Source organism: Brevibacterium renqingii, assembly GCF_017808095.1.
Taxonomy (GTDB): Bacteria; Actinomycetota; Actinomycetes; order Actinomycetales; family Brevibacteriaceae; genus Brevibacterium; species Brevibacterium renqingii.
The window spans coordinates 125,023-144,918 of the sequence record NZ_JADBHG010000001.1 but is presented as its reverse complement, the minus strand read 5'-3'; the positions used below and the strand labels follow the sequence as shown (position 1 = coordinate 144,918).

Annotated in this window: 17 protein-coding genes; all 17 read left to right on the top strand. The window is 67.8% G+C overall.

Annotated elements, in window-relative coordinates; all coding sequences use genetic code 11:
- Positions 1 to 22: 22 nt before the first annotated feature.
- The 17 genes from IIE29_RS00640 (at position 23) to IIE29_RS00560 (ending at position 19,858) form a co-directional block, all read left to right on the top strand.
- Positions 23 to 487 carry a ribosome maturation factor RimP gene (locus IIE29_RS00640; RefSeq protein ID WP_209323274.1) on the top strand — a complete coding sequence of 155 codons (465 nt, stop codon included), beginning with the start codon at positions 23 to 25 and terminating at the stop codon, positions 485 to 487.
- 179 nt (positions 488 to 666) lie between these two features.
- The gene (gene nusA, locus IIE29_RS00635; protein WP_209323273.1) at positions 667 to 1,629 is read left to right on the top strand and encodes a transcription termination factor NusA; all 963 of its coding nucleotides are present in this window, start codon (positions 667 to 669) and stop codon (positions 1,627 to 1,629) included.
- A gap of 141 nt (positions 1,630 to 1,770) precedes the next feature.
- Positions 1,771 to 2,046 carry a YlxR family protein gene (locus IIE29_RS00630; RefSeq protein WP_209323272.1) on the top strand — a complete coding sequence of 92 codons (276 nt, stop codon included), beginning with the start codon at positions 1,771 to 1,773 and terminating at the stop codon, positions 2,044 to 2,046.
- 132 nt (positions 2,047 to 2,178) lie between these two features.
- A complete protein-coding gene (gene infB, locus IIE29_RS00625) occupies positions 2,179 to 5,097 on the top strand; it encodes a translation initiation factor IF-2 (protein WP_209323271.1) in 2,919 nt (972 codons plus the stop codon).
- 185 nt (positions 5,098 to 5,282) lie between these two features.
- Positions 5,283 to 5,720 (top strand): 30S ribosome-binding factor RbfA, encoded by a 438-nt coding sequence (gene rbfA / locus IIE29_RS00620; RefSeq protein WP_209323270.1) that lies wholly within the window; start codon positions 5,283 to 5,285, stop codon positions 5,718 to 5,720.
- A 215-nt stretch (positions 5,721 to 5,935) separates the two neighbouring features.
- Positions 5,936 to 6,724 carry a VldE C-terminal domain-containing protein gene (locus tag IIE29_RS00615; protein ID WP_343071746.1) on the top strand — a complete coding sequence of 263 codons (789 nt, stop codon included), beginning with the start codon at positions 5,936 to 5,938 and terminating at the stop codon, positions 6,722 to 6,724.
- A gap of 11 nt (positions 6,725 to 6,735) precedes the next feature.
- Complete coding sequence (gene truB, locus IIE29_RS00610; RefSeq protein ID WP_209323268.1) at positions 6,736 to 7,653, top strand: tRNA pseudouridine(55) synthase TruB; 918 nt, start codon at positions 6,736 to 6,738, stop codon at positions 7,651 to 7,653.
- Between the two features lie 75 nt (positions 7,654 to 7,728).
- A complete protein-coding gene (locus IIE29_RS00605) occupies positions 7,729 to 8,343 on the top strand; it encodes a MarR family transcriptional regulator (protein WP_209323267.1) in 615 nt (204 codons plus the stop codon).
- Positions 8,333 to 8,704 carry a hypothetical protein gene (locus IIE29_RS00600; RefSeq protein ID WP_209323266.1) on the top strand — a complete coding sequence of 124 codons (372 nt, stop codon included), beginning with the start codon at positions 8,333 to 8,335 and terminating at the stop codon, positions 8,702 to 8,704. Before IIE29_RS00605 ends, IIE29_RS00600 begins: the two co-directional genes overlap by 11 nt.
- A 92-nt stretch (positions 8,705 to 8,796) precedes the next feature.
- Positions 8,797 to 9,735: a bifunctional riboflavin kinase/FAD synthetase gene (locus IIE29_RS00595; RefSeq protein WP_209323265.1), complete on the top strand. Its 939-nt coding sequence runs from the start codon at positions 8,797 to 8,799 to the stop codon at positions 9,733 to 9,735.
- 92 nt (positions 9,736 to 9,827) lie between these two features.
- Entirely contained in the window at positions 9,828 to 10,097 is a 270-nt protein-coding gene (gene rpsO / locus IIE29_RS00590; protein WP_209323264.1) for a 30S ribosomal protein S15, read from the top strand.
- Between the two features lie 402 nt (positions 10,098 to 10,499).
- The gene (locus IIE29_RS00585; RefSeq protein WP_209323263.1) at positions 10,500 to 12,719 is read left to right on the top strand and encodes a polyribonucleotide nucleotidyltransferase; all 2,220 of its coding nucleotides are present in this window, start codon (positions 10,500 to 10,502) and stop codon (positions 12,717 to 12,719) included.
- 62 nt (positions 12,720 to 12,781) lie between these two features.
- Complete coding sequence (locus tag IIE29_RS00580; RefSeq protein ID WP_246475630.1) at positions 12,782 to 14,035, top strand: M16 family metallopeptidase; 1,254 nt, start codon at positions 12,782 to 12,784, stop codon at positions 14,033 to 14,035.
- A 55-nt stretch (positions 14,036 to 14,090) separates the two neighbouring features.
- Positions 14,091 to 14,705: a TetR/AcrR family transcriptional regulator gene (locus tag IIE29_RS00575; protein WP_209323262.1), complete on the top strand. Its 615-nt coding sequence runs from the start codon at positions 14,091 to 14,093 to the stop codon at positions 14,703 to 14,705.
- Between the two features lie 278 nt (positions 14,706 to 14,983).
- Complete coding sequence (locus IIE29_RS00570) at positions 14,984 to 16,174, top strand: Glu/Leu/Phe/Val dehydrogenase dimerization domain-containing protein (RefSeq protein ID WP_246475629.1); 1,191 nt, start codon at positions 14,984 to 14,986, stop codon at positions 16,172 to 16,174.
- A 4-nt stretch (positions 16,175 to 16,178) separates the two neighbouring features.
- Positions 16,179 to 18,218 carry an acetate--CoA ligase family protein gene (locus IIE29_RS00565; RefSeq protein WP_209323260.1) on the top strand — a complete coding sequence of 680 codons (2,040 nt, stop codon included), beginning with the start codon at positions 16,179 to 16,181 and terminating at the stop codon, positions 18,216 to 18,218.
- Positions 18,219 to 18,220: 2 nt separating this feature from the next.
- Complete coding sequence (locus IIE29_RS00560) at positions 18,221 to 19,858, top strand: thiamine pyrophosphate-binding protein (protein WP_209323259.1); 1,638 nt, start codon at positions 18,221 to 18,223, stop codon at positions 19,856 to 19,858.
- Positions 19,859 to 19,896 lie beyond the last annotated feature (38 nt).

The window sequence follows — 19,896 nt, the reverse complement described above, 5'->3', positions numbered from 1 at the left end:
GGGCCAGCGAAGAGGAGGAGACATGGACGAGGACGTCGAACGGATCAAGGGCGTGCTCACCCCGCCCCTGCAGACGGCGGGTTACCACCTGGAGAACGTCAAGGCCGTCGCCGCGGGTCCCCGCCGCACGCTCACCGTCGTCGTCGACCTCGACGAGTCGAGCACCGAGGCGATGTCGATGGACAGGATCGCCGAATCGACGAAGATCGTCGGCGACGCCCTCGATGAGGTCGAGATCTTCCGGGACAAGCCCTATCAGCTCGAGGTCACGAGTCCCGGGGCGACGCGCAGGCTCGAGACCCCGCGCCACTTCAAACGCGTGATCGGGCGCCGCCTGGAGATCACGACGAAGAAGGACACGTTCAAACTCGACCTCGCCGAGGTGGGCGAGTCCTCGATCACGGGCACGGACCCGCAGAAGAAGGAGACCAGGCAGGTCCCGCTCGACGATATCCGCAAGGCGCAGGTCGAGCTCAAGTTCCGCTGAGGTGCGCCGTCGGTCCCCATCGACAGGGTGCAGGCACTCGTCGGCAGGCCGCCGGCCCTCACCGACAGGGCCCAGCCCCTCCCTGACAGGTGCAGGCGCGGACTGGGATAGACTGTGACGCCTGCATAAGTGAACACAGACAATTCAATGCTCGAATGAGCCGGAGAGGAAATTGGCACATGGACATCGACCTCAATGTTCTGCGCGTGATCGAACGAGAGCGTGAGATTCCGCTGGACACCCTCATCGAACTCATCGAACAGGCACTCTACCTCGCCTACCAGAAGACCGAAGGCGCCTGGCCCGACGCCCGCGCCGAACTCGACAAGTCCTCCGGTGAGGTGCGCATCCTCGCCGTGGAATTCGACAACGACGACAATCCGATCGGTGAGTTCGACGACACTCCGACCGGGTTCGGCCGCATCGCCGCCCAGACCGCCCGGCAGGTCATCCACCAGCGGCTGCGCGATGTCGAGGACGAATCCCTGCTCGGCACCTTCAAGGGCCGGGAAGGCGAGATCGCCTCGGGCACCATCCAGCAGGGCAGGGACCCGCAGATGGTCCAGGTCGACCTCGGCGACGTCGAGGCCGTGCTGCCCCCGCACGAACAGGTCCCCGGCGAACAGTACGGTCACGGGACCCGGCTGCGCGTCTACATCGCCGATGTCCACAAGGGCACGAAGGGCACCTCGGTCACCGTCTCCCGCACCCACCCGAACCTCGTGCGTCGGCTCTTCGCCCATGAGGCGCCGGAGATCGCCGACGGCACCGTCGAGATCGTGTCCCTGGCCCGCGAGGCCGGACACCGCACGAAGCTCGCCGTGCGCGCCACGAAGCCCGGCGTGAATGCGAAGGGATCGTGCATCGGCGAACTCGGGTCCCGGGTGCGCGCGGTGATGAATGAGCTCGGTCAGGAGAAGATCGACATCGTCGACTACTCGGACGATCCGGCGAAGTTCATCGCCCACGCGCTCTCACCGGCCAAGGCCAAGCGGGTCGAGATCCTCGACGCGGCGGCCCAGGAGTCGCGCGCCGTGGTGCCCACCGATCAGCTCTCGCTGGCCATCGGCAAGGAGGGGCAGAACGCGCGCCTGGCCGCCAAGCTCACCGGCTGGAAGATCGACATCGTCGCAGCCGACTGAACCCGGCCGTCGAGGGACTCAGGACGCGGCCGTCGAGAGACTCAGGACGCGGTCGCTCCCGGGGCGCAGCGCCGTCGCGTGACCCGCACCACTGTCCCCCTTGGCGCGAGCCGAGGCGTGCGTGCTGTAGAATCATTCATTGTGAATGCCGGCGATGGACCCCTCAGGACGTGCATCGCCTGCAGGCAGAAGGCCGATCGGAGCGAGCTGACACGTTTCGTGTTCCGCCCCGATCAGCGCCCCGCCGTCGTCCACGACGTGTCAGCGACACTGCCCGGACGTGGTGCCTGGGTGCACCCCGATGAGAAGTGCCTGGCCAAGGCACGGACCGCTGCCCCCTTCGCTCGAGCCTTTCGAACGAAGATCACCGCCTCGGATCTGCCGAGGCTGGAGACCGAACCCAAAGAGAACGGGTAGCTGAGAATGGATGACAAGTTGTGAGTGTCGCACGATGACACCCAAACGGAATTCGAGAGAGCAGTGAGATGAGTACTGCTCTTCATTGATGAGGTTCTTTCCTGACCGGGAAAGAACCCGGACAGGAGAACTGTGGCAAAGCCCCGTGTCCATGAGCTCGCGAAAGAGCTCGGCACAACCAGTAAGAACGTCCTCGAGAAGCTCCAGGACATGGGCGAATTCGTTCGCTCGGCCTCGTCGACACTCGAAGCGCCCGTCGTGCGCCGAGTGAAGGAGGCCTTCGCGGATTCCGCTCCCGCCGATGGTGAGAAGTCCGGCGGAGCTGCGAAGAAGTCCGCCGCCAAGCCGGCGGCGAAGCCCGGAGCCCCGAAACCCGGAGCGAAGCCGGCCCCCAAGCCCGGCGCGAAGTCGACGCCCAAGTCGACCCCGGCGAAGCCGTCGAGTCCGGCGAAGCCCAAGCCCGCCGAGGCGACCGAATCCGCGGCGAAGCCCGCACCGAAGCCGGGCGCCAAGCCCGCGGCTCCCGCGGCCTCCAAACCGGCCGAGCCGGCAGAGACCGCAGAGACGGCCGCACCCGAGGCCAAGCCGAGCCGTGGCGCGGCTCCGAAGCCGGGCGCTCCCAAGCCCGGTGCCCCGAAGCCCGGCGCACCCAAGCCCGGCGGCGCAGCCAAGCCCGCGGCCCCGAAACCCGGTGGCCGTTCCGCGCGCCCGGGCAACAACCCCTTCGCCTCGTCGCAGGGCATGCCGAAGCCCGGTGGCCGCGGACCCAAGCCGGGCGGTCGTCCCGGTGGTCAGGGCGGCCAGGGCGGACGCCCCGGCAACAACCCCTTCGCTTCCTCACAGGGCATGCCGAAGCCGGGTCAGAAGCCGCGCGGAACCGGTGAGGAGGCCTCGAGCGCTCCCCGTCCCGGACCGCGCCCGGGCGCACCCCGCCCCAATCCCTCGATGCTGAAGAACTCGGCCCTGAACAAGCCCGCTCCCGGTCGTGGCCGCGGCGGCGGTCGCGGCAACGCTCCCGGCGGCGGACCCGGCGCTCCGGCCGGTGCTCCGGGCGGCGGCCCGCGTCGTGGACCCGGCGGTCCCGGCGGACGCGGCTCCGGTCGCGGTCGCGGAAGCACCCAGGGTGCATTCGGTCGCGGCGGAGGTCCCCGTCAGAAGGGACGGAAGTCGAAGCGGGCGAAGCGCGCAGAGCTCGAGCAGATGCAGGCTCCGTCGGTCGGCGGCGTCACCGTTCCCCGCGGAGACGGCAATACGCCGCTGCGTCTGCGTCGCGGCTCCTCGCTCGCGGACTTCGCCGAGAAGATCAACACGGATCCGACGAACCTCGTGACCGTGCTCTTCCACCTCGGTGAGATGGCGACGATCACGCAGTCCCTCGACGAGGCGACCTTCGAGGTCCTCGGCGAGGAGCTCGGCTACAAGATCGAGATCGTCTCGCCCGAGGACGAGGACCGTGAGCTGCTCGAGACCTTCGACATCGACCTCGACGCCGAAGCCGCCGAGGAGGACGACGAGGATCTCGCCGCCCGCCCGCCGGTCATCACCGTCATGGGTCACGTCGACCACGGCAAGACCAAGCTGCTCGATGCGATCCGTTCGGCCAATGTGGCCTCCCGCGAGGCCGGCGGAATCACCCAGCACATCGGTGCCTACCAGGTCGAGGTCGACCACGAGGGCCAGGAGCGCAAGCTCACCTTCCTCGACACCCCGGGCCACGAGGCGTTCACCGCCATGCGTGCCCGCGGTGCGAAGTCGACGGACCTCGCGATCCTCGTGGTCGCCGCCGATGACGGTGTGATGCCGCAGACCGTCGAAGCGCTCAACCACGCCCAGGCAGCCGATGTGCCGATCGTCGTGGCCGTCAACAAGATCGACAAGGAGGGTGCGAACCCCGCCAAGGTCATGCAGCAGCTGACCGAATACAACCTCGTGGCCGAAGAGTACGGCGGCGAGACGATGTTCGTGCCGATCTCCGCACTCAAGCGCGAGGGCATCGACCAGCTGCTCGAGTCCGTGCTGCTGACGACCGATGCCGCCCTGGACCTGCGGGCGAACCCCGACAAGTCCGCTCGCGGCATCGCGATCGAGGCCAAGCTCGACAAGGGCCGCGGAGCCGTGGCCACCGTGCTGGTCGAGTCCGGCACCCTGCGCCAGGGCGACGCCATCGTCTGCGGCACCGCCTATGGCCGTGTGCGTGCGATGTTCGACGAGAACGGCAACCAGGTCGAGGCGGCCGGTCCGTCCCGTCCGGTGCAGGTGCTCGGTCTGTCCTCCGTGCCGCGTGCCGGTGATTCGTTCATCTCCACCGATGACGATCGCACCGCGCGCCAGATCGCCGAGAAGCGCGACGCCATCGAGCGCAACGCCGCTCAGGCCCGCGGTCGCAAGCGGATCAGCCTCGAGGACTTCACCAAGGCTCTGGCCGAGGGCAAGGTCGACATGCTCAACCTCATCCTCAAGGGCGACGTCTCCGGTGCCGTCGAGGCACTCGAGGATTCGCTGCTCAAGATCGATGTGGGCGACGACGTCGATCTGCGCATCATCCACCGCGGCGTCGGTGCGATCACGGAGAACGACATCAACCTGGCCACGGTCGACAACGCGATCGTCCTCGGCTTCAACGTCCGTCCGGAAGCGAAGGCTCGCGACCTGGCCGACCGCGAAGGCGTCGATGTGCGCTACTACTCGGTCATCTACCAGGCGATCGAGGACATCGAGAGCTCGCTCAAGGGCATGCTCAAGCCCGAGTTCGAAGAGGTCCAGACGGGCACCGCGGAGATCCGCGAGGTCTTCCGGTCCTCGAAGTTCGGCAACATCGCCGGTTCGATCGTCCGCGACGGTCTCATCAAGCGCAACTCGACCGCTCGGGTCACCCGCGACGGAGTCGTCATCGGCGACAACGTCCAGATCGAGTCGCTGCGCCGGTTCAAGGACGATGCCACGGAGGTCCGCGAGGGCTACGAGTGCGGCATCGGCCTCGGCAAGTTCAACGACCTGCGCGTCGGTGACATCATCGAGACCTTCGAGATGCAGGAGAAGCCGCGCGACTGAACCGAGTTCGCGCGACTCGACCCTGACACCACGGGTCGATGCTGACGGCTCCGGTCGGTCCCGGAAGGGATCGGCCGGAGCCGCTTCGACTCTCGGGTCGAGCCTCGTCGATCACGAGGTGCGGCCCTACCACGGATAAGATGTGGCCGGAGATCAGCTCCGACCCCGAAACAAAGGACAACACCATGGCAGACCCGACTCGGGCCCGCAAGATCGCCGACCAGATCAAGGTCATCGTCGCCAGCACGATCGAGCGTCGGCTCAAGGATCCGCGCCTCGGCTTCGTCACCGTCACCGATGTGCGGGTGACCGGCGATCTGCAGCACGCCACGATCTTCTACACCGTCTTCGGCGACGGTCAGGACCTCGTCTCCACGGGCAAGGCGCTCGAATCCGCGAAGGGCTTCATCCGCTCCGAGGTGGGCAAGGGGCTGACGATCCGCCTGACCCCGAGCCTCGAATTCATCGCCGACGCCGTCCCCGAGGCAGCCGCTCGCCTCGACGGCCTGCTGGCCGAGGCCGCCGCCGACGATGCGCGTGTGGCAGGACTGGCCGAAAACGCCTCACCCGCAGGCGAAGCCGATCCGTACAAGAAGAACGAGGACGACGATGACGAGGATTGATCGTTGATCTTCGTCACGTGCAGAAAAAACTTCTCGTAACAGTTTTGTTATCTTTCCCCGGTGTCGTAGACTTTTTTCCGGTAACGAAACGATTACGACTCTGTTAAGGGAATTCTGCATTGGGTAAGCACTCTTCACCGAAGCCGTCGTTTGCGAAGCAGCTCGTCCGGGATCTGACGCCCAGCAAGCGCTCCGCAGGCCGGCACTCAGCGAACGTGCCGTCAACGGCGACCTCCGTGCTGGCGACCGTCAAGCAGCGTCCCGTCGTCGCTGCGATCGCCGTTCCGGCCGCCGCGACCGCCGCCGTGGTCGGCTCGACCGTCGTCATGGGACCGCCCGAGTCCGGAAATGTCACCACCGAGGCCGCGAGCACGACTCCCGAGGAGTCGACGAGTCCCTCGTCGGTGAGTCAGGACGAGATCGACGCGCAGCGCAAGAAAGCCGGCGAGGAGTACCTCGAGAAGGTCAAGGACGATCCGAAGTACAAGAACAAGTCGTCGAAGACCACTCTCGAGGTCAAGGCTCCGAAGCCGAAGCCGACCGCCGAATCCTCATCGTCTGCGCAGTCGAGCAAGAGCAGTGAGGAATCCTCCTCCTCGTCTTCTTCCTCTGACGAGAAGTCCTCCGAGGGCGAAGGCACCTCGAGCGACACCTCTGCGCCGCCGTGCGACGTGTCCTCGTCGATCGAATCCGGACTGCTGCCCAACGCCGTCAACGGCTACCGTGCAGTGTGCGCGAAGTTCCCTGAAGTCAAGACCTTCGGCGGTCGCCGCCCGGGCACCGGTTCGGACCACAACACCGGTGAGGCCGTGGACATCATGATCACCGGTTCGACCGGCGATCGCATCGCCGACTACCTGATCAAGAACCAGGGCAGCCTCAACGTCAAGTACGTCATCTGGAAGCAGCGCATCTGGATGCCCGGCCAGGGCTGGAAGAGCATGGAGGATCGCGGCAGCGCGACCGCCAACCACTTCGACCACGTGCACGCCTCCTTCAACTGATCGCCACGACTGTGAGCGATTCTTCCCCGCAGGGCATCCTCGTCTGCGACAAACCGCAGGGCCTGAGCTCGCACGGCGTGGTCTCACGCATCCGTCGCTGGTACGGGACCAAGAAGGTCGGCCACGCCGGGACCCTCGACCCGATGGCCACAGGAGTGCTCGTGCTCGGCCTCGGCCGCGGCACCAAGCTGCTCGGCTACATCACCGGTGAGTCGAAGACCTACCTGGCCACCATCCGGCTGGGGTCCTCGACGCCCACGGACGACGCCGACTCCGAGCCCGACCGCTTCGCGCGTCCTGAAGCTCTTGCCGGCGTCGACGCGGCGTCCATCGAAGCCGCTGTCGCCGCTCAGCGCGGCTTGATCGACCAGGTCCCCAGCGCCGTATCGGCGATCAAGGTCGACGGCAGACGCTCCTACGCCCGGGTGCGGGCCGGTGAGGAGGTCGAACTCAAGGCCCGCCGGGTCGAGGTCTCCTCCTTCGAGGTCCTCGACATCCGGTTCGCCGCCGCCGACGGCCATATCGACGTCGATGTCGAGGTCGACTGCTCCTCGGGCACCTATGTGCGCGCCCTGGCCCGTGACATCGGCGCCGACCTCGGCGTCTTCGGGCATCTCACCGCGCTGCGTCGCACCAGAGTCGGCGCATTCGACCTCGACCGTGCCGTCTCCCTGCCCGAGGACCTCGACGTCCCGGCTCCCGAACTCATGTCTCTAGCCGAGGTCGCCCGCACCCTTCTGCCCGTCGTCCGAGTCGGGGGCGAGCAGGCCAAGGCACTCATGCAGGGCAAGACCGTCGCCGTCGGTGACGGCATCGCCGGTTCCTCCGGCGAAGTGGCGGTGATCTGGGAGGGGACTCTCGTCTCCGTCGCCGAGGTGCGCTCCGGCGGCCTCAAGTCACTCACGGCCTTCGCCATCGACCTCGCCTGACAACGAAATACATTGTAATCCGCATTTACAATCAAATGTCTTGTGCATGGTCGAGGGATCTGCTGTAATTGGGGCATGTTCGTCATGACCGTCGACCAACGGGAATCGCGTCGGGCCGCCGATGCCGTGCCCGCAGTGCTGCAGGCGCTCGAGCCGGTCGGCACCCTCGTTCCGTTCTCCCGCACCATCGGTGACGAGGCCCAGGGCGTCCTTGCGGACCCGTCGGCCGTCGCCGAGGCAGTGCGCCGGGTTGCCGTCGTCTCCGGCTGGCACATCGGCATCGGCATCGGCGAGGTCGAACGGCCGCTGCCCGAGACGACCGTCGAAGCCAGAGGGCAGGCCGTCTACGCCGCCCGGCAGGCCGTCGAGGCTGCGAAGTCCGCGCCCGGCCACCTCGTCGTGCGCTCCGGCATCGAGCAGGACCGCTCGGACCATCCCGCCTTCGCCGAGGCGGCCCTGCGGCTGCTCGTCAGCGCGCTCGAAGAGCTGCGGGCCCAGTCACGCGGCTACGTCGGCTTCCGCCTCGACCGTCCCGAGGCGACGCAGACCGAGATCGCCGAGCACTTCGACGTCTCCCAGCAGGCCGTGTCCCGGGTGCTCGCACAGGGCACCGCAGAGATCGTCGCCGGCGGCCAGGGACTCGCCGCCCACCACCTCGGACTGGCGGAAGGAGGAGCTCATGTGGACTGAGGTCCTCATCGCCGTCGCGGCCGCGGTCGCCGCCGCGCTCATCGGCTGGCCGCTGGTGCCGCTGTTCCTCCGTCTGACGCATGCGGGCCCGGGCGAGAAGCCCACGCGCACCGGCACCGAGGAGATCGAGGTCCTGCGCGGGGGCCTGTGGGTCGGCATCGTCGAACGCGCACTCATCGCCGGGGCCATCGTCCTCGGGCGCCCCGAGCTCATGGCCGTGGTCATCGCGGTCAAGGGGCTGGGCCGCTTCGCCGAGATCAAATCCTCGGCCGCGGCGGGGGAGAGGTTCATCATCGGCACCTTCGTCTCGATCGCCTTCGCCTGCCTGATCGGCGTCATCGGCTGGGCGGTCATCACCTGAGATCGGGCCCGTCCGCCTCAGCGAGGTGTGGGTTAGGACCGCGATCATCTCTGCGATAATCTGAGTCGGTGCACGGAAGGAGCGAACGTCTGGTGGAGCTGTATCACGGACTGGGTGAAGTGAAGGTCGACGATGTCGGCACCGTCATCACCCTCGGCAACTTCGACGGTGTGCACCGCGGTCACCAGACCGTCCTCAGGACCGTCGCGGCACTCGCCCGGCAGGAAGGCCTGCGGTCGATCGCAATGACCTTCGACCCGCATCCGCGCACGGTCCACCGCCCCGACGACCCGACCGTGATGATCACGAGCACACGACAGCGGGCCGATCTCATCGCCGAGACCGGGATCGACGCGCTCCTGATCCAGCCCTACGACCTCGACTTCGCCGCACAGTCGGCCGAAGAGTTCGTCCGCACCTGCTTCGTCGAGGCCCTGCGAGTCCGCATCGTCGTCGTCGGCGACGATGTGCGCTTCGGCAAGGACAACGAAGGCACCATCGACACGCTGCGCCGCCTCGGCGAGAGATTCGGGTTCCGGACCGAGACGATCGACGAGGTCGGACGCGGCGGCCGCTACTCCTCTTCGCGCATCCGCGAACAGCTCACCGCCGGCGATGTCGCCGAGGTGGCCGATCAGCTCGGCCGGTACCACGCCCTCCACGGCACAGTCGTCCACGGCGACGCCCGCGGCCGCGATCTCGGCTTCCCTACGGCGAACCTCTCCGACGATCCCGAGGGGCTCGTCCCCGCCGACGGCGTCTACGCCGGATGGGCGACGTTCTCCGGTGAGGGACAGGCGTACCCGGCGGCGATCTCGGTGGGCACGAACCCGACGTTCAAAGGCAGCACCCGTCGCGTCGAGGCCTATGTGCTCGATAAGGAATTCGGCGAATTCGACGTCTACGACCGTGAGATGACCCTCGAATTCGTCTCCCGCATCCGCGGCCAGGTCGCCTTCACCGGCATGGATGACCTCATCGCGCAGATGCACGAGGACATCGCCGATGTGCGCGAGGTCCTGCACACCTGATAGGCTGATCTCTGCCGTTTTCACCGGCCGCGGTCCCACAGTGCGAAGACTTCAGGTCGTCGCGCCGCGCAACGACACGATAGGAGAACTCCATGGCTCTCGATACTGCCACGAAGCAAGAGATCATCAAGGAATATGCAACTCACGAGGGCGACACCGGTTCTCCCGAGGTCCAGGTTGCGCTGCTGACCCGCCGGATCTCCGGCCTCACCGAGCACTTCAAGGATCACAAGCACGACCACCACTCGCGTCGCGGCCTGCTCCTGCTGGTCGGTCAGCGCCGTCGCCTGCTCAAGTACCTGCAGAAGGTCGACATCGAGCGCTACCGTTCGCTCATCAAGCGCCTCGGCCTGCGCCGCTGATTCGCTGAGTTCGCCCGGTCGCCGGTTCGTCCTGGACCGGCGCCGATCGCGGCCTCGCGCAGCAGTCATGGAAGCGTCCCACCTCCGGGTGGGGCGCTTTCGTGCTTCCGGCCGGCTCGGCTGAGGTGAACCATGTGCTTCTGCGGTAGACTTGGCGGTGGACAATCCTGCCATGGACGTTTCGGTCTTCGGTAGTGGCCTCCGGAGGAATGCGCACCCAGCGTGCCGGTTCCGTGGGCCCCGATCGATGACCGGCTTGGATCCATGGGATGTCCGAAGCCAATATTCCCGCCGGTTCGGCGTGGGGCCTCGCACTGCGCAAGGCGGTGCGATCGCTCATGCAACGAGGACACTCCTCGTCCGCTGAGGGCCACCGCGTGCCGGCACAATCTAGGAGACTACGTGGGACTCAACCCTGAATCCGCCGTTGCGCACATCGACAATGGCAGCTTCGGTTCGCACACCATCCGCTTCGAGACCGGACGACTGGCCCAGCAGGCCGCCGGATCCGCCGTCGCCTACCTCGACGACGACACCATGCTGCTCTCGGCCACCTCGGCCGGCAAGCACCCCCGTGAGGGCTTCGACTTCTTCCCCCTGACCGTCGACGTCGAAGAGCGGATGTACGCCGCCGGCCGCATCCCCGGTTCGTTCTTCCGCCGCGAGGGACGCCCCTCGACCGACGCGATCCTCACCTGCCGTCTCATCGACCGTCCGCTGCGCCCGTCCTTCGTCAAGGGCCTGCGCAACGAGGTCCAGGTCGTCGTCACCGTGATGTCGGTCAACCCCGATCACCTCTACGATGCCCTGGCCATCAACGCCGCATCGATGTCGACCCAGCTGTCGGGCCTGCCCTTCTCCGGCCCCATCGGCGGTGTGCGCATCGCCCTCATCGACGGCCAGTGGGTCGCCTTCCCGAACCACTCGCAGCTCGAGGACGCCGTGTTCAACATGGTCGTCGCCGGTCGCGTGGTCGGTGACGACGTCGCCATCATGATGGTCGAGGCCGAGGCCACCGACAACGCCATCGACAAGATCAAGACCGGCGCCCAGGCCCCCACCGAGGAGGTCGTGGCCGAGGGCATCGACGCCGCCAAGCCCTTCATCGCCGAACTCTGCCGCGCGCAGTCCGAACTCGCCGACAGCGCCGCCAAGCCGACCGTCGAGTTCCCCGTCTTCCGCGAATACGAGGACGACGTCTTCGAGGCCGTGAAGGAACTGGCCGAGGAGAAGCAGACCGAGAACTTCCGCATCGCCGACAAGCAGGAGCGCGAGGCCGCCGGTGAGAAGCTGCTGGGCGAGCTCTTCGACAAGCTCGGAGAGCGCTTCGAAGGCCGTGAGAAGGAGATCGCGAATGCTCTCAACGCCCTGACCAAGCAGGTCGTGCGCAAGCGCATCCTCACCGACCAGGTCCGCATCGACGGCCGCGGGCTCAAGGACATCCGTCCGCTCACCGCCGAGACGAACGTCGTTCCGCGCGTGCACGGTTCGGCGCTGTTCGAACGCGGTGAGACGCAGATCCTGGGCATCACGACGCTCAACATGCTCAAGCTCGAGCAGCAGATCGACTCGCTGTCGCCGGTGACCTCGAAGCGCTACATCCACCACTACAACTTCCCGCCCTACTCGACCGGCGAGACCGGCCGTGTGGGCAGCCCGAAGCGCCGCGAGATCGGCCACGGCGCCCTGGCCGAGCGGGCCCTCGTGCCCGTCCTGCCCAAGCGCGAGGACTTCCCGTACGCCATCCGTGAGGTCTCCGAGGCCCTCGGCTCGAACGGTTCGACCTCGATGGGTTCGGTCTGCGCCTCGACCCTGGCCATGCTCTCCGCCGGCGTGCCGCTGGCCGCGCCCGTCGCCGGCATCGCCATGGGCCTGGTCTCCGACGTCATCTCCACCGACCAGGGTGAGCAGACCGCCTATGCGGCTCTGACCGACATCCTCGGTGCCGAGGACGCCTTCGGCGATATGGACTTCAAGGTCGCCGGCACCCGGGAGTTCGTCACCGCGATCCAGCTCGACACCAAGCTCGACGGTCTGCCCGCCTCGGTGCTGGCCGCAGCCCTCAAGCAGGCCCGCGAGGCCCGCATGGTCATCCTCGACGTCATCGCCGATGCCATCGACGCACCCGCCGCGATGGCCCCGACCGCACCGCGGATCATCTCCGTGAACATCCCCGTCGACAAGATCGGCGAGGTCATCGGGCCCAAGGGCAAGATGATCAACCAGATCCAGGAGGACACGGGCGCGGAGATCAGCATCGAAGACGACGGAACCGTCCTCATCGGCGCCACCGACGGACCGGCCGCCGAGGCCGCCCGTTCGATGATCAACGCGATCGCGAACCCGCAGGTGCCCGAGGTCGGCGAACGCTACCTCGGAACCGTGGTCAAGACGATGAGCTTCGGAGCCTTCGTCTCCCTGACCCCGGGCAAGGACGGCCTGCTGCACATCTCCGAGCTGCGCAAGCTCAATGACGGCAAGCGCGTCGAGGACGTCGAGGACGTCGTCGGCGTGGGCCAGAAGGTCCAGGTCGAGATCACGAAGATCGACGACCGCGGCAAGCTGTCGCTGGCCCCGGTCGGCGACGAGGACGCCGAGAGCGAAGAGGGATCGGACAACTGATACTCGAGAGTTCGCACACCGGGGAGGGCAGCCGAATCGATCGGTCTGTCCTCCCCGGTGGTTTGACACTGACCACCGAGCACATGCCGGGCCTGGCCTCGGAGACGATCGGCATCTGGGTCGCCGCGGGTTCGCGGGACGAATCCGCGACGACGGCCGGTTCGACGCATTTCCTCGAGCACATGCTGTTCAAGGGCACCGAGACGAAGGACGCGAAGTCCATCGCCGCGGCCTTCGACCGCACCGGCGGTGATTCGAATGCGATCACCGCAAAGGAGCTCACCTGCTATTACTCGCGGTGCCTGGTCACCGACCTGCCGAACATCACGAGCCTGCTGCTCGACATGGTCTCGAACTCCCAGCTCGACGTCGACGAATTCGAGCGTGAGCGCGGCGTCATCATCGAAGAGCTCGCGATGTCGGCCGATGACCCCACCGATGTCCTCTTCGACGACTTCGACGCACTCGTCTTCGGCAATCATCCGCTGGCCCGACCGGTCGGGGCGACGAAGGAGCAGATCCGCGCCCTCGGCCACCACACGGTCATCGACCACTACTCCTCGACCTACATCCCGCCGCGTCTGGTCATCGCCGCCGCCGGAGGCGCCACCCACGAAGAGGTGCTGAGGATGGTCGAAGACGCCCTCGCCGAGGCGGGGCTCGGCTCCCGAGCGGAGGCCTGGTCCGCCGACAGGGTTGCGGCAGGAGCCCACCTGGCGGGTGCGACCCGTGAGCGCCCGGTCTTCCGGCCGGGGACATCCCACACCGTCAAGGACACGGAACAGCTGGGCCTCCTGCTCGGCTGCGAAGGCCTCGAAGAAGGCCACGACGATCGGTTCGTCTACTCCGTGCTGCTGACGATGCTCGGCGGCGGAATGTCCTCGCGGCTGTTCCAGAGCGTGCGCGAGGAACGCGGTCTCGCCTACGCCGTCAACTGTGTGGCCAGCCAGTTCACGGACACCGGCACCTTCGGCATCTACGCCGGCTGCACGGCCGAGAACGCTCAGGCGGTCATCGACCTGGCCCTGACCGAATGGGACCGGCTGGCCCAGGAAGCGCCGAGCCGATTCGAACTCGACGAGATCGTCTCCCAGCTGTCCGGGTCGATGGTCCTCGGCCTTGAGTCGTCGGCGGCCCGGATGAATCGTCTGGCGAGGTCGGAGATCTTCGGTCTGCCGCTCGAGGCGCCGCTCGACCTCATCGAGCGCATCCGCTCGGTCACCGCTGACGAGGTCAGCGCCATGGCCGGTTCGCTGCTGGAGAAGCCGAAGGCCCTGGCCATGGTCGGTCCTGCCGCCGAGGTCCGGCTGCCCTGAGGCAGTGAGGAGGCTGTACGCTCGAGAAGGGCCGTACAGCAACGACAGGGGAGTCATGGCGAGGAAGAGTGCCGAAGTCCGCCGCGAGGAGATCCTCGCCGCCACGGTCGAGGAGATCGAAGCGACGGGTCTGCGGACCCTGCGTGTGGCCGATGTCGCCGAGCGACTGGGGCTGAGCGCAAGTCTGGTCATCTATCACTTCGCGACGAAGGAAGCACTCGTCGCCGCGGCCTTCGACCATGCCGGACGCAACGACCTCGACCACGCCAGGAACCTCGCAGCCGGAACCGGATCCGCTCGGGAGCGGCTGAGCGAGGTCATCGGCTGGTACATGCCGGCCGGCTCGACGCGCAGCTGGAAGATCTGGATCGACGGCTGGTCCGCAGGGCTGTTCGACGAGGATCTGAAATCGACCTTCTCGGCCCTCGACCGTGATTGGAAGACGATCCTCGCCGACCTCATCGTCGAAGGCATCGGATCCGGGGAAGTCGCCTCACGAGGCGATGAAGCCGGTGCGCAGTCGGCGGACGGATTCGCCGAGGCCTGTGCCACCCGGATCCTCGCCTACCTGGACGGCCTCGCCGTGCAGCTGCTGTTCAACTCGGACTCCGTATCCCAGGAGAAGCTGCGCGCCTGGGTCGGCGAGTTCCTCACCAGCGAGCTCGACTGACTCGAGCACTGCTCAGAGACCGATCATTCAGCGATCGGCGGCCCGCGGCTCGGGGGCCCGAACGCTCTGTCAGCTGCTGTGCCCAGGCATCCTGCTGCTCGGGCCATCACCAGGGGTGTGCATAGGCGAAGCCTGACATCATGCCCAGAGCCTATCGAACCGGGTGTTAGAGCCCTGCCGAACAGCCCTCTTGACGCGCCCGCGGTTTCACGTCAGACTGAGGGAGAACGCGTTACTGAATGGCGATTCAGTTAGATTCTTTGGGGAGCACTATGTTCATGGACATCACTTGGCAGGATCCTGCCACCGGAGCCCGCGGCTTCGTCGTCATCGACACCCTCGTCCGCGAAACCGCCTCGGGCGGTCTGCGCATGCGCAAGGGCTGCACCCTCGAGGAGGTGCGCGGCCTGGCTCAGGGGATGACCCGCAAGGAGGCGATACATCTTCGCGAGGGCCGGCACTACGTCCCCGTCGGCGGTGCCAAGGGCGGCATCGACTTCGATCCCCGCGCGCCGGGAGCCAAGGAGGTCCTCGAACGGTTCCTCGTTGCGATGGCTCCGATCATGCACACCTATTGGGCACTCGGCGAGGACCTCGGAGTCCGTCAGGGCGACATCGACGAGATCATCGCCCGCCGCGGACTCGGCTCCGGCCTCGCCGCCGTGGACAAACTCATCACCGACCCCGAGGCCTCGGCGGTCCGGGCGAAGACCGCTTTCGCGACCGTCGTCGACGGCGTGGCCCAGGACGAACTCGTCGGAGGACTCGGCGTGGCCGCCTCGGCGATCGCCGCGCTCCGGGCCGAAGGACAGGATCCGGCGGCCTGCCGTGCCGTCATCCAGGGATTCGGATCGATGGGAGGCGCGAGCGCCCGATTCCTCGCCGAGGCGGGAGTGCGGATCGTCGGCATCGCCGACGCCGACGGGTTCGTCTCGAACCCCGAGGGCCTCGACGTCGAGGCCCTGCTCGCCACCCGTGACCCCTTCGGCGGCATCGACCGTGCGGCCCTGCGCGCCGAAGACCACGACGGCGACCGCGACGACTGGCTGGCCGCCGAGGCCGAGGTGCTCATCCCGGCCGCCGTCAGCTATGCGATCACCGCGGACAACTGCGAGCGCATCCGGGCCGGACTCATCGTCGAAGCCGCGAACATGCCCGTGCTGCCCGAGGCCGAGGAGAAGCTGCGTGCACGCGGAGTCACCGTCGTCCCCGACTTCCTCGCGAACTCCGCGACCAACGCCTGGTGGTGGTGGGTGACCTTCGGCGACGTCGACGGCAGCTGGACCGACAGCCGCGAACTCGTGACGACGACCCTGCGCGAACTCACCACCGAGGTCCTCGCCACGGCCGCAGAGCAGGGGATCAGCCCGCGCGCGGCCGCACAGGCCACGGTCGATGCGAACCTCGCCCGCCTCCACGCCGACGACGCGGCACCTCGCGTCGACGCGCCCGCCGCGAGCGGTCGCTAGCGCCATGGATGCGTTCTTCGATCCCGGCAGCGTCGCCGTCCTCGGAGCATCGAACGATCCCAGCAAATGGGGGTTCTGGCTCTCGGCCGGCGCGCTCACCGGTGCGCACCGGCGCAGCGTCCACCTCATCAACTCCCGGGCCGCCTCGATCCAGGGACAGCCGACCTTCGCGCACCTGTCCGAGCTGCCCGAGGTCCCTGAGCTGCTCGTCATCTCCATCCCCGGACCTGCGGTCTCCGCAGCCGTCGACGAAGCCCTGGCCGCCGGCGTGCGCGCCTTCCTCATCATCTCCGCGCGCGTGCCGAACGCCGCGGAGCTCGCGGAGAGGATCGTCGCCGCCGGTGCCCGCCTCATCGGACCGAACTCACTGGGCCTCGTCGACTCGGCCAATGAGCTGCTGCTCGCCTGGGGCCATTTCACCCCGGGGTCACTGGCCGTAGTCACCCAGAGCGGGCAGCTCGGCACCGAGATCGCCACGCTCTCGGCCCGCAGCGGCCTCGGAATCTCCCGGTTCGCCTCGATCGGGGGCCAGTCGGATGTGCGCGCCGCGGAGATCCTGCGCTCTCTCGTCGATGATCCCGACACCGCGCAGGTCGTCATCTACCTCGAATCCTTCACCGGCGGCAGCGCACTCGTGCAGGCGATGCAGGCGCTGCGGGCGGCGGGCAAGCCGACGATGATCCTGACCACCGGCTCGTCGAATGCCGGTGCGCGCATGGCGAAGTCGCACACCGGTTCGCTCACTTCGGCGATCGACACCGTCGATGCGGCCTGCCGCGCCGCCGGCGCCATCCGGCTCTCGACGCCGGGCGAGGTCGTCGAACTCGCCGGGTTCTTCGCCTCCTCCTGGCTGCCTGCGGCCCGGCGGGTCGCAGTCATCTCCGACTCCGGAGGCCAGGGCGCGATCGCCGCGGACACCGCCGAGGGTTTCGGCCTCAGCGTCGAGGTCCTCGACCCGGCCACCGCTGAGAAAGCGGCTGTCCACCTGCCCGAGGCCGGAGGCATCGACAATCCGATCGACCTCGACGGCGCGGGCGAGAAGGACCTGTCGGTGTATTCGAGCCTCGTCGACGTGCTGCTGGCCGATGAGACGATCGACGCCGTCGTCCTCAGCGGCTACTTCGGCTGCTACGGCGAGGACATCCCCGAGCTGCTCGAGGCCGAACTCGCCGAGGTCGAGCGTCTCGGGAACATCGTCAGCGGTCACCGCAAACCGCTCATCGTCCACTCGATGAGCGCCGATTCCCAGGCCGTGGCGGGTCTGTGGGAACGCGGCATCCCGTCCTATGCCTCGATCGAAGCCGCGATGCGCGTGCTCGCCCGGGCCGGGTTCTACGCCTCCCACTCCGGTCGCATCACCGAGACCCACGACCTCTCCGGGACCATCACGCCGTGGGGAGCCGGCTATACGGCCGCTCGGGACGCCATGGCCGCAGCCGGAGTGCCCGTGCCCGCAGCCGTGACCCTCGGTCGTGGTGACGACCTCGCCGAGGCGATCGCCGCAGCAGAGCTGACTCCGCCGTTCGCCCTCAAAGCCGGATGGCTCGCGCACAAGACCGAGGTGGGCGGCATCGTCCTGGGCCTCGAGGATACGAGCGCCGTCGCCCGCGCGCATGCGGACATGGTCGCCCGCCTCGGCGAGGGAGAGTACGTTCTCGAGGAGATGGACACCCGCGACGGCGTCGTCGAGATCCTCGTCGGCGGACGGCAGGACGAGAACTTCGGGCCCATCGTCATGGTCGGAGCCGGCGGCACCGAGACCGAGCTCTACGGCGATACGTGGCTCGAACTCGCTCCCGTCTCCCATACCGAAGCGCTCGAGATGATCTCCCGGCTGACCTGCTACCGCCTGCTCACCGGCTGGCGCGGCAGGCCGGCAGCCGACCTCGATGGGCTCGCCGAGGTCATCGTCGCCGTCTCCCGACTCATCGCCTCGAACAATGAGATCGCTGAGATCGAGATCAACCCGGTCCGCGTCGCCGCATCCGGCGCGCTGGCCGTCGACGCACTCGTCGTCACCGACACCGAAACCAGCAAGGAGTGACCATGGAACAGGCAGACATCACCGGAGGTGCACATCTGGCCCGGGCGCTGAAGGCCGAAGGCATCACGCGGGTGTTCGGGATCCCCGGGACCCACAATCTCGAGATCTTCGCCCAGCTGTCGGCCGAGGGCATCGACATCGTCTCGCCCCGTCACGAACAGGGTGCGGGATACATGGCCGACGGCGCCGCACGTGCGACCGGCGAGGTCAACGTCGTCGTCACCACCACCGGACCGGCCGTCCTCAACGCGCTGACGGCCCTGCTCCAGTCCTTCACCGACTCCGTGCCCGTGCTCCTCATCTGCCCCGGCATGCCGCTGACCCATCCCGGCCGCGGCAACGGCCTCCTCCACGAGGTCCGCAACCAGGCGGGCGCACTCGAAGCCGTGCTCACCGAGGTCCACCGGGTCACGAGCCCCGGCGAGGTCTCCCTGGCAGTGGGGCAGACGCTGTCGGCGATGCGCTCGGGCCGGACCCGGCCCGCGGCGATCGAGATACCCCTCGACCTCATCGAGGCGACGGGACCTGGCCGGTCGCACCCGTCCGTGACCCGACCGCTGCCGAGCGCGGATGCAAACCGCATCGACACCGCCGCCGAGGCTCTCGCCGGCGCCCGCCGTCCGCTCATCATCGCCGGCGCCGGTTCGCACGGGGCGGGCCGGGAGATCGAAACGCTGGCGCAGGCTCTGGGTGCGGGCATCATCGTGTCCTCGAACGCCAAGGGCGTCATCGACGACGACGGCGAGAACAGTCTCGGCGCCATCGGCTTCCTCGAACTGCTGCCGGAGCTGACCGCAGATGCCGACGCCGTCATCGCGATCGGCACCGAACTGGCCTCCAGCGACTTCTGGCCCGAACCCCTGCCGCTGCCCGAGACCGTGGTGCGCATCGACATCGACGAGGTGCAGATGCTCACGAACGCATCCGTGTCCCACCCCATCCTCGCCGATGCGAAATCGGCGACCGGGCAGCTGGCTGCGGCGTTGGAAGGGCGGCGCTCGGCAGAGGCCACGGCGGCGGCGGCGGACTGGCGGCGAGGCTGGAAGGACACGGCCGCCTCCGCGATGGAGCAGGACGGTGCACCGTGGGCCGATCTCACGGACGCGCTCAACGCCTTCACCGCCTCGGCGGCGGGACCGGTCGTCCTCGCCGCGGACTCGACGATGGCCTGCTACTACGGCGTCCAGACGGGATGGACGGCTCGCCGCGGCGACCGCTTCCTCTACCCGGCAGGCGCGGGAACACTGGGCTACGGCCTGCCCGCGGGCATCGGCGCCAAGCTCGCCGCACCCGAGGCCCGAGTCGTCGCGGTCGAAGGCGACGGCGGTTCGATGTTCACGATCGCCGAACTCGCCGCCGCCGTCCAGGCGCGAGTGAAACTGACCCTCATCATCGTCGACAACGGCGGCTACGGGGAGATCCGCAACGAGATGGCCGACCGCGGCGACGCACCCTCGGGCGTGGCACTGACCGGGCCGGACTTTCCGGCCCTGGCGACGGCGATGGGCGCCTACGGCATCCACGCCGAGGGCGCGGGCGAACTCCTCGCCGCCCTCAACGAGGCCGACGGCCGCGACGGCCCCACCCTCATCCACATCACCGAGCACTCGCGGGCAAGCGAGGACATGCTCGGTCGCTGAGCCAGACGCGGGCGCAAGGACGTGCCCGCAGACGACCA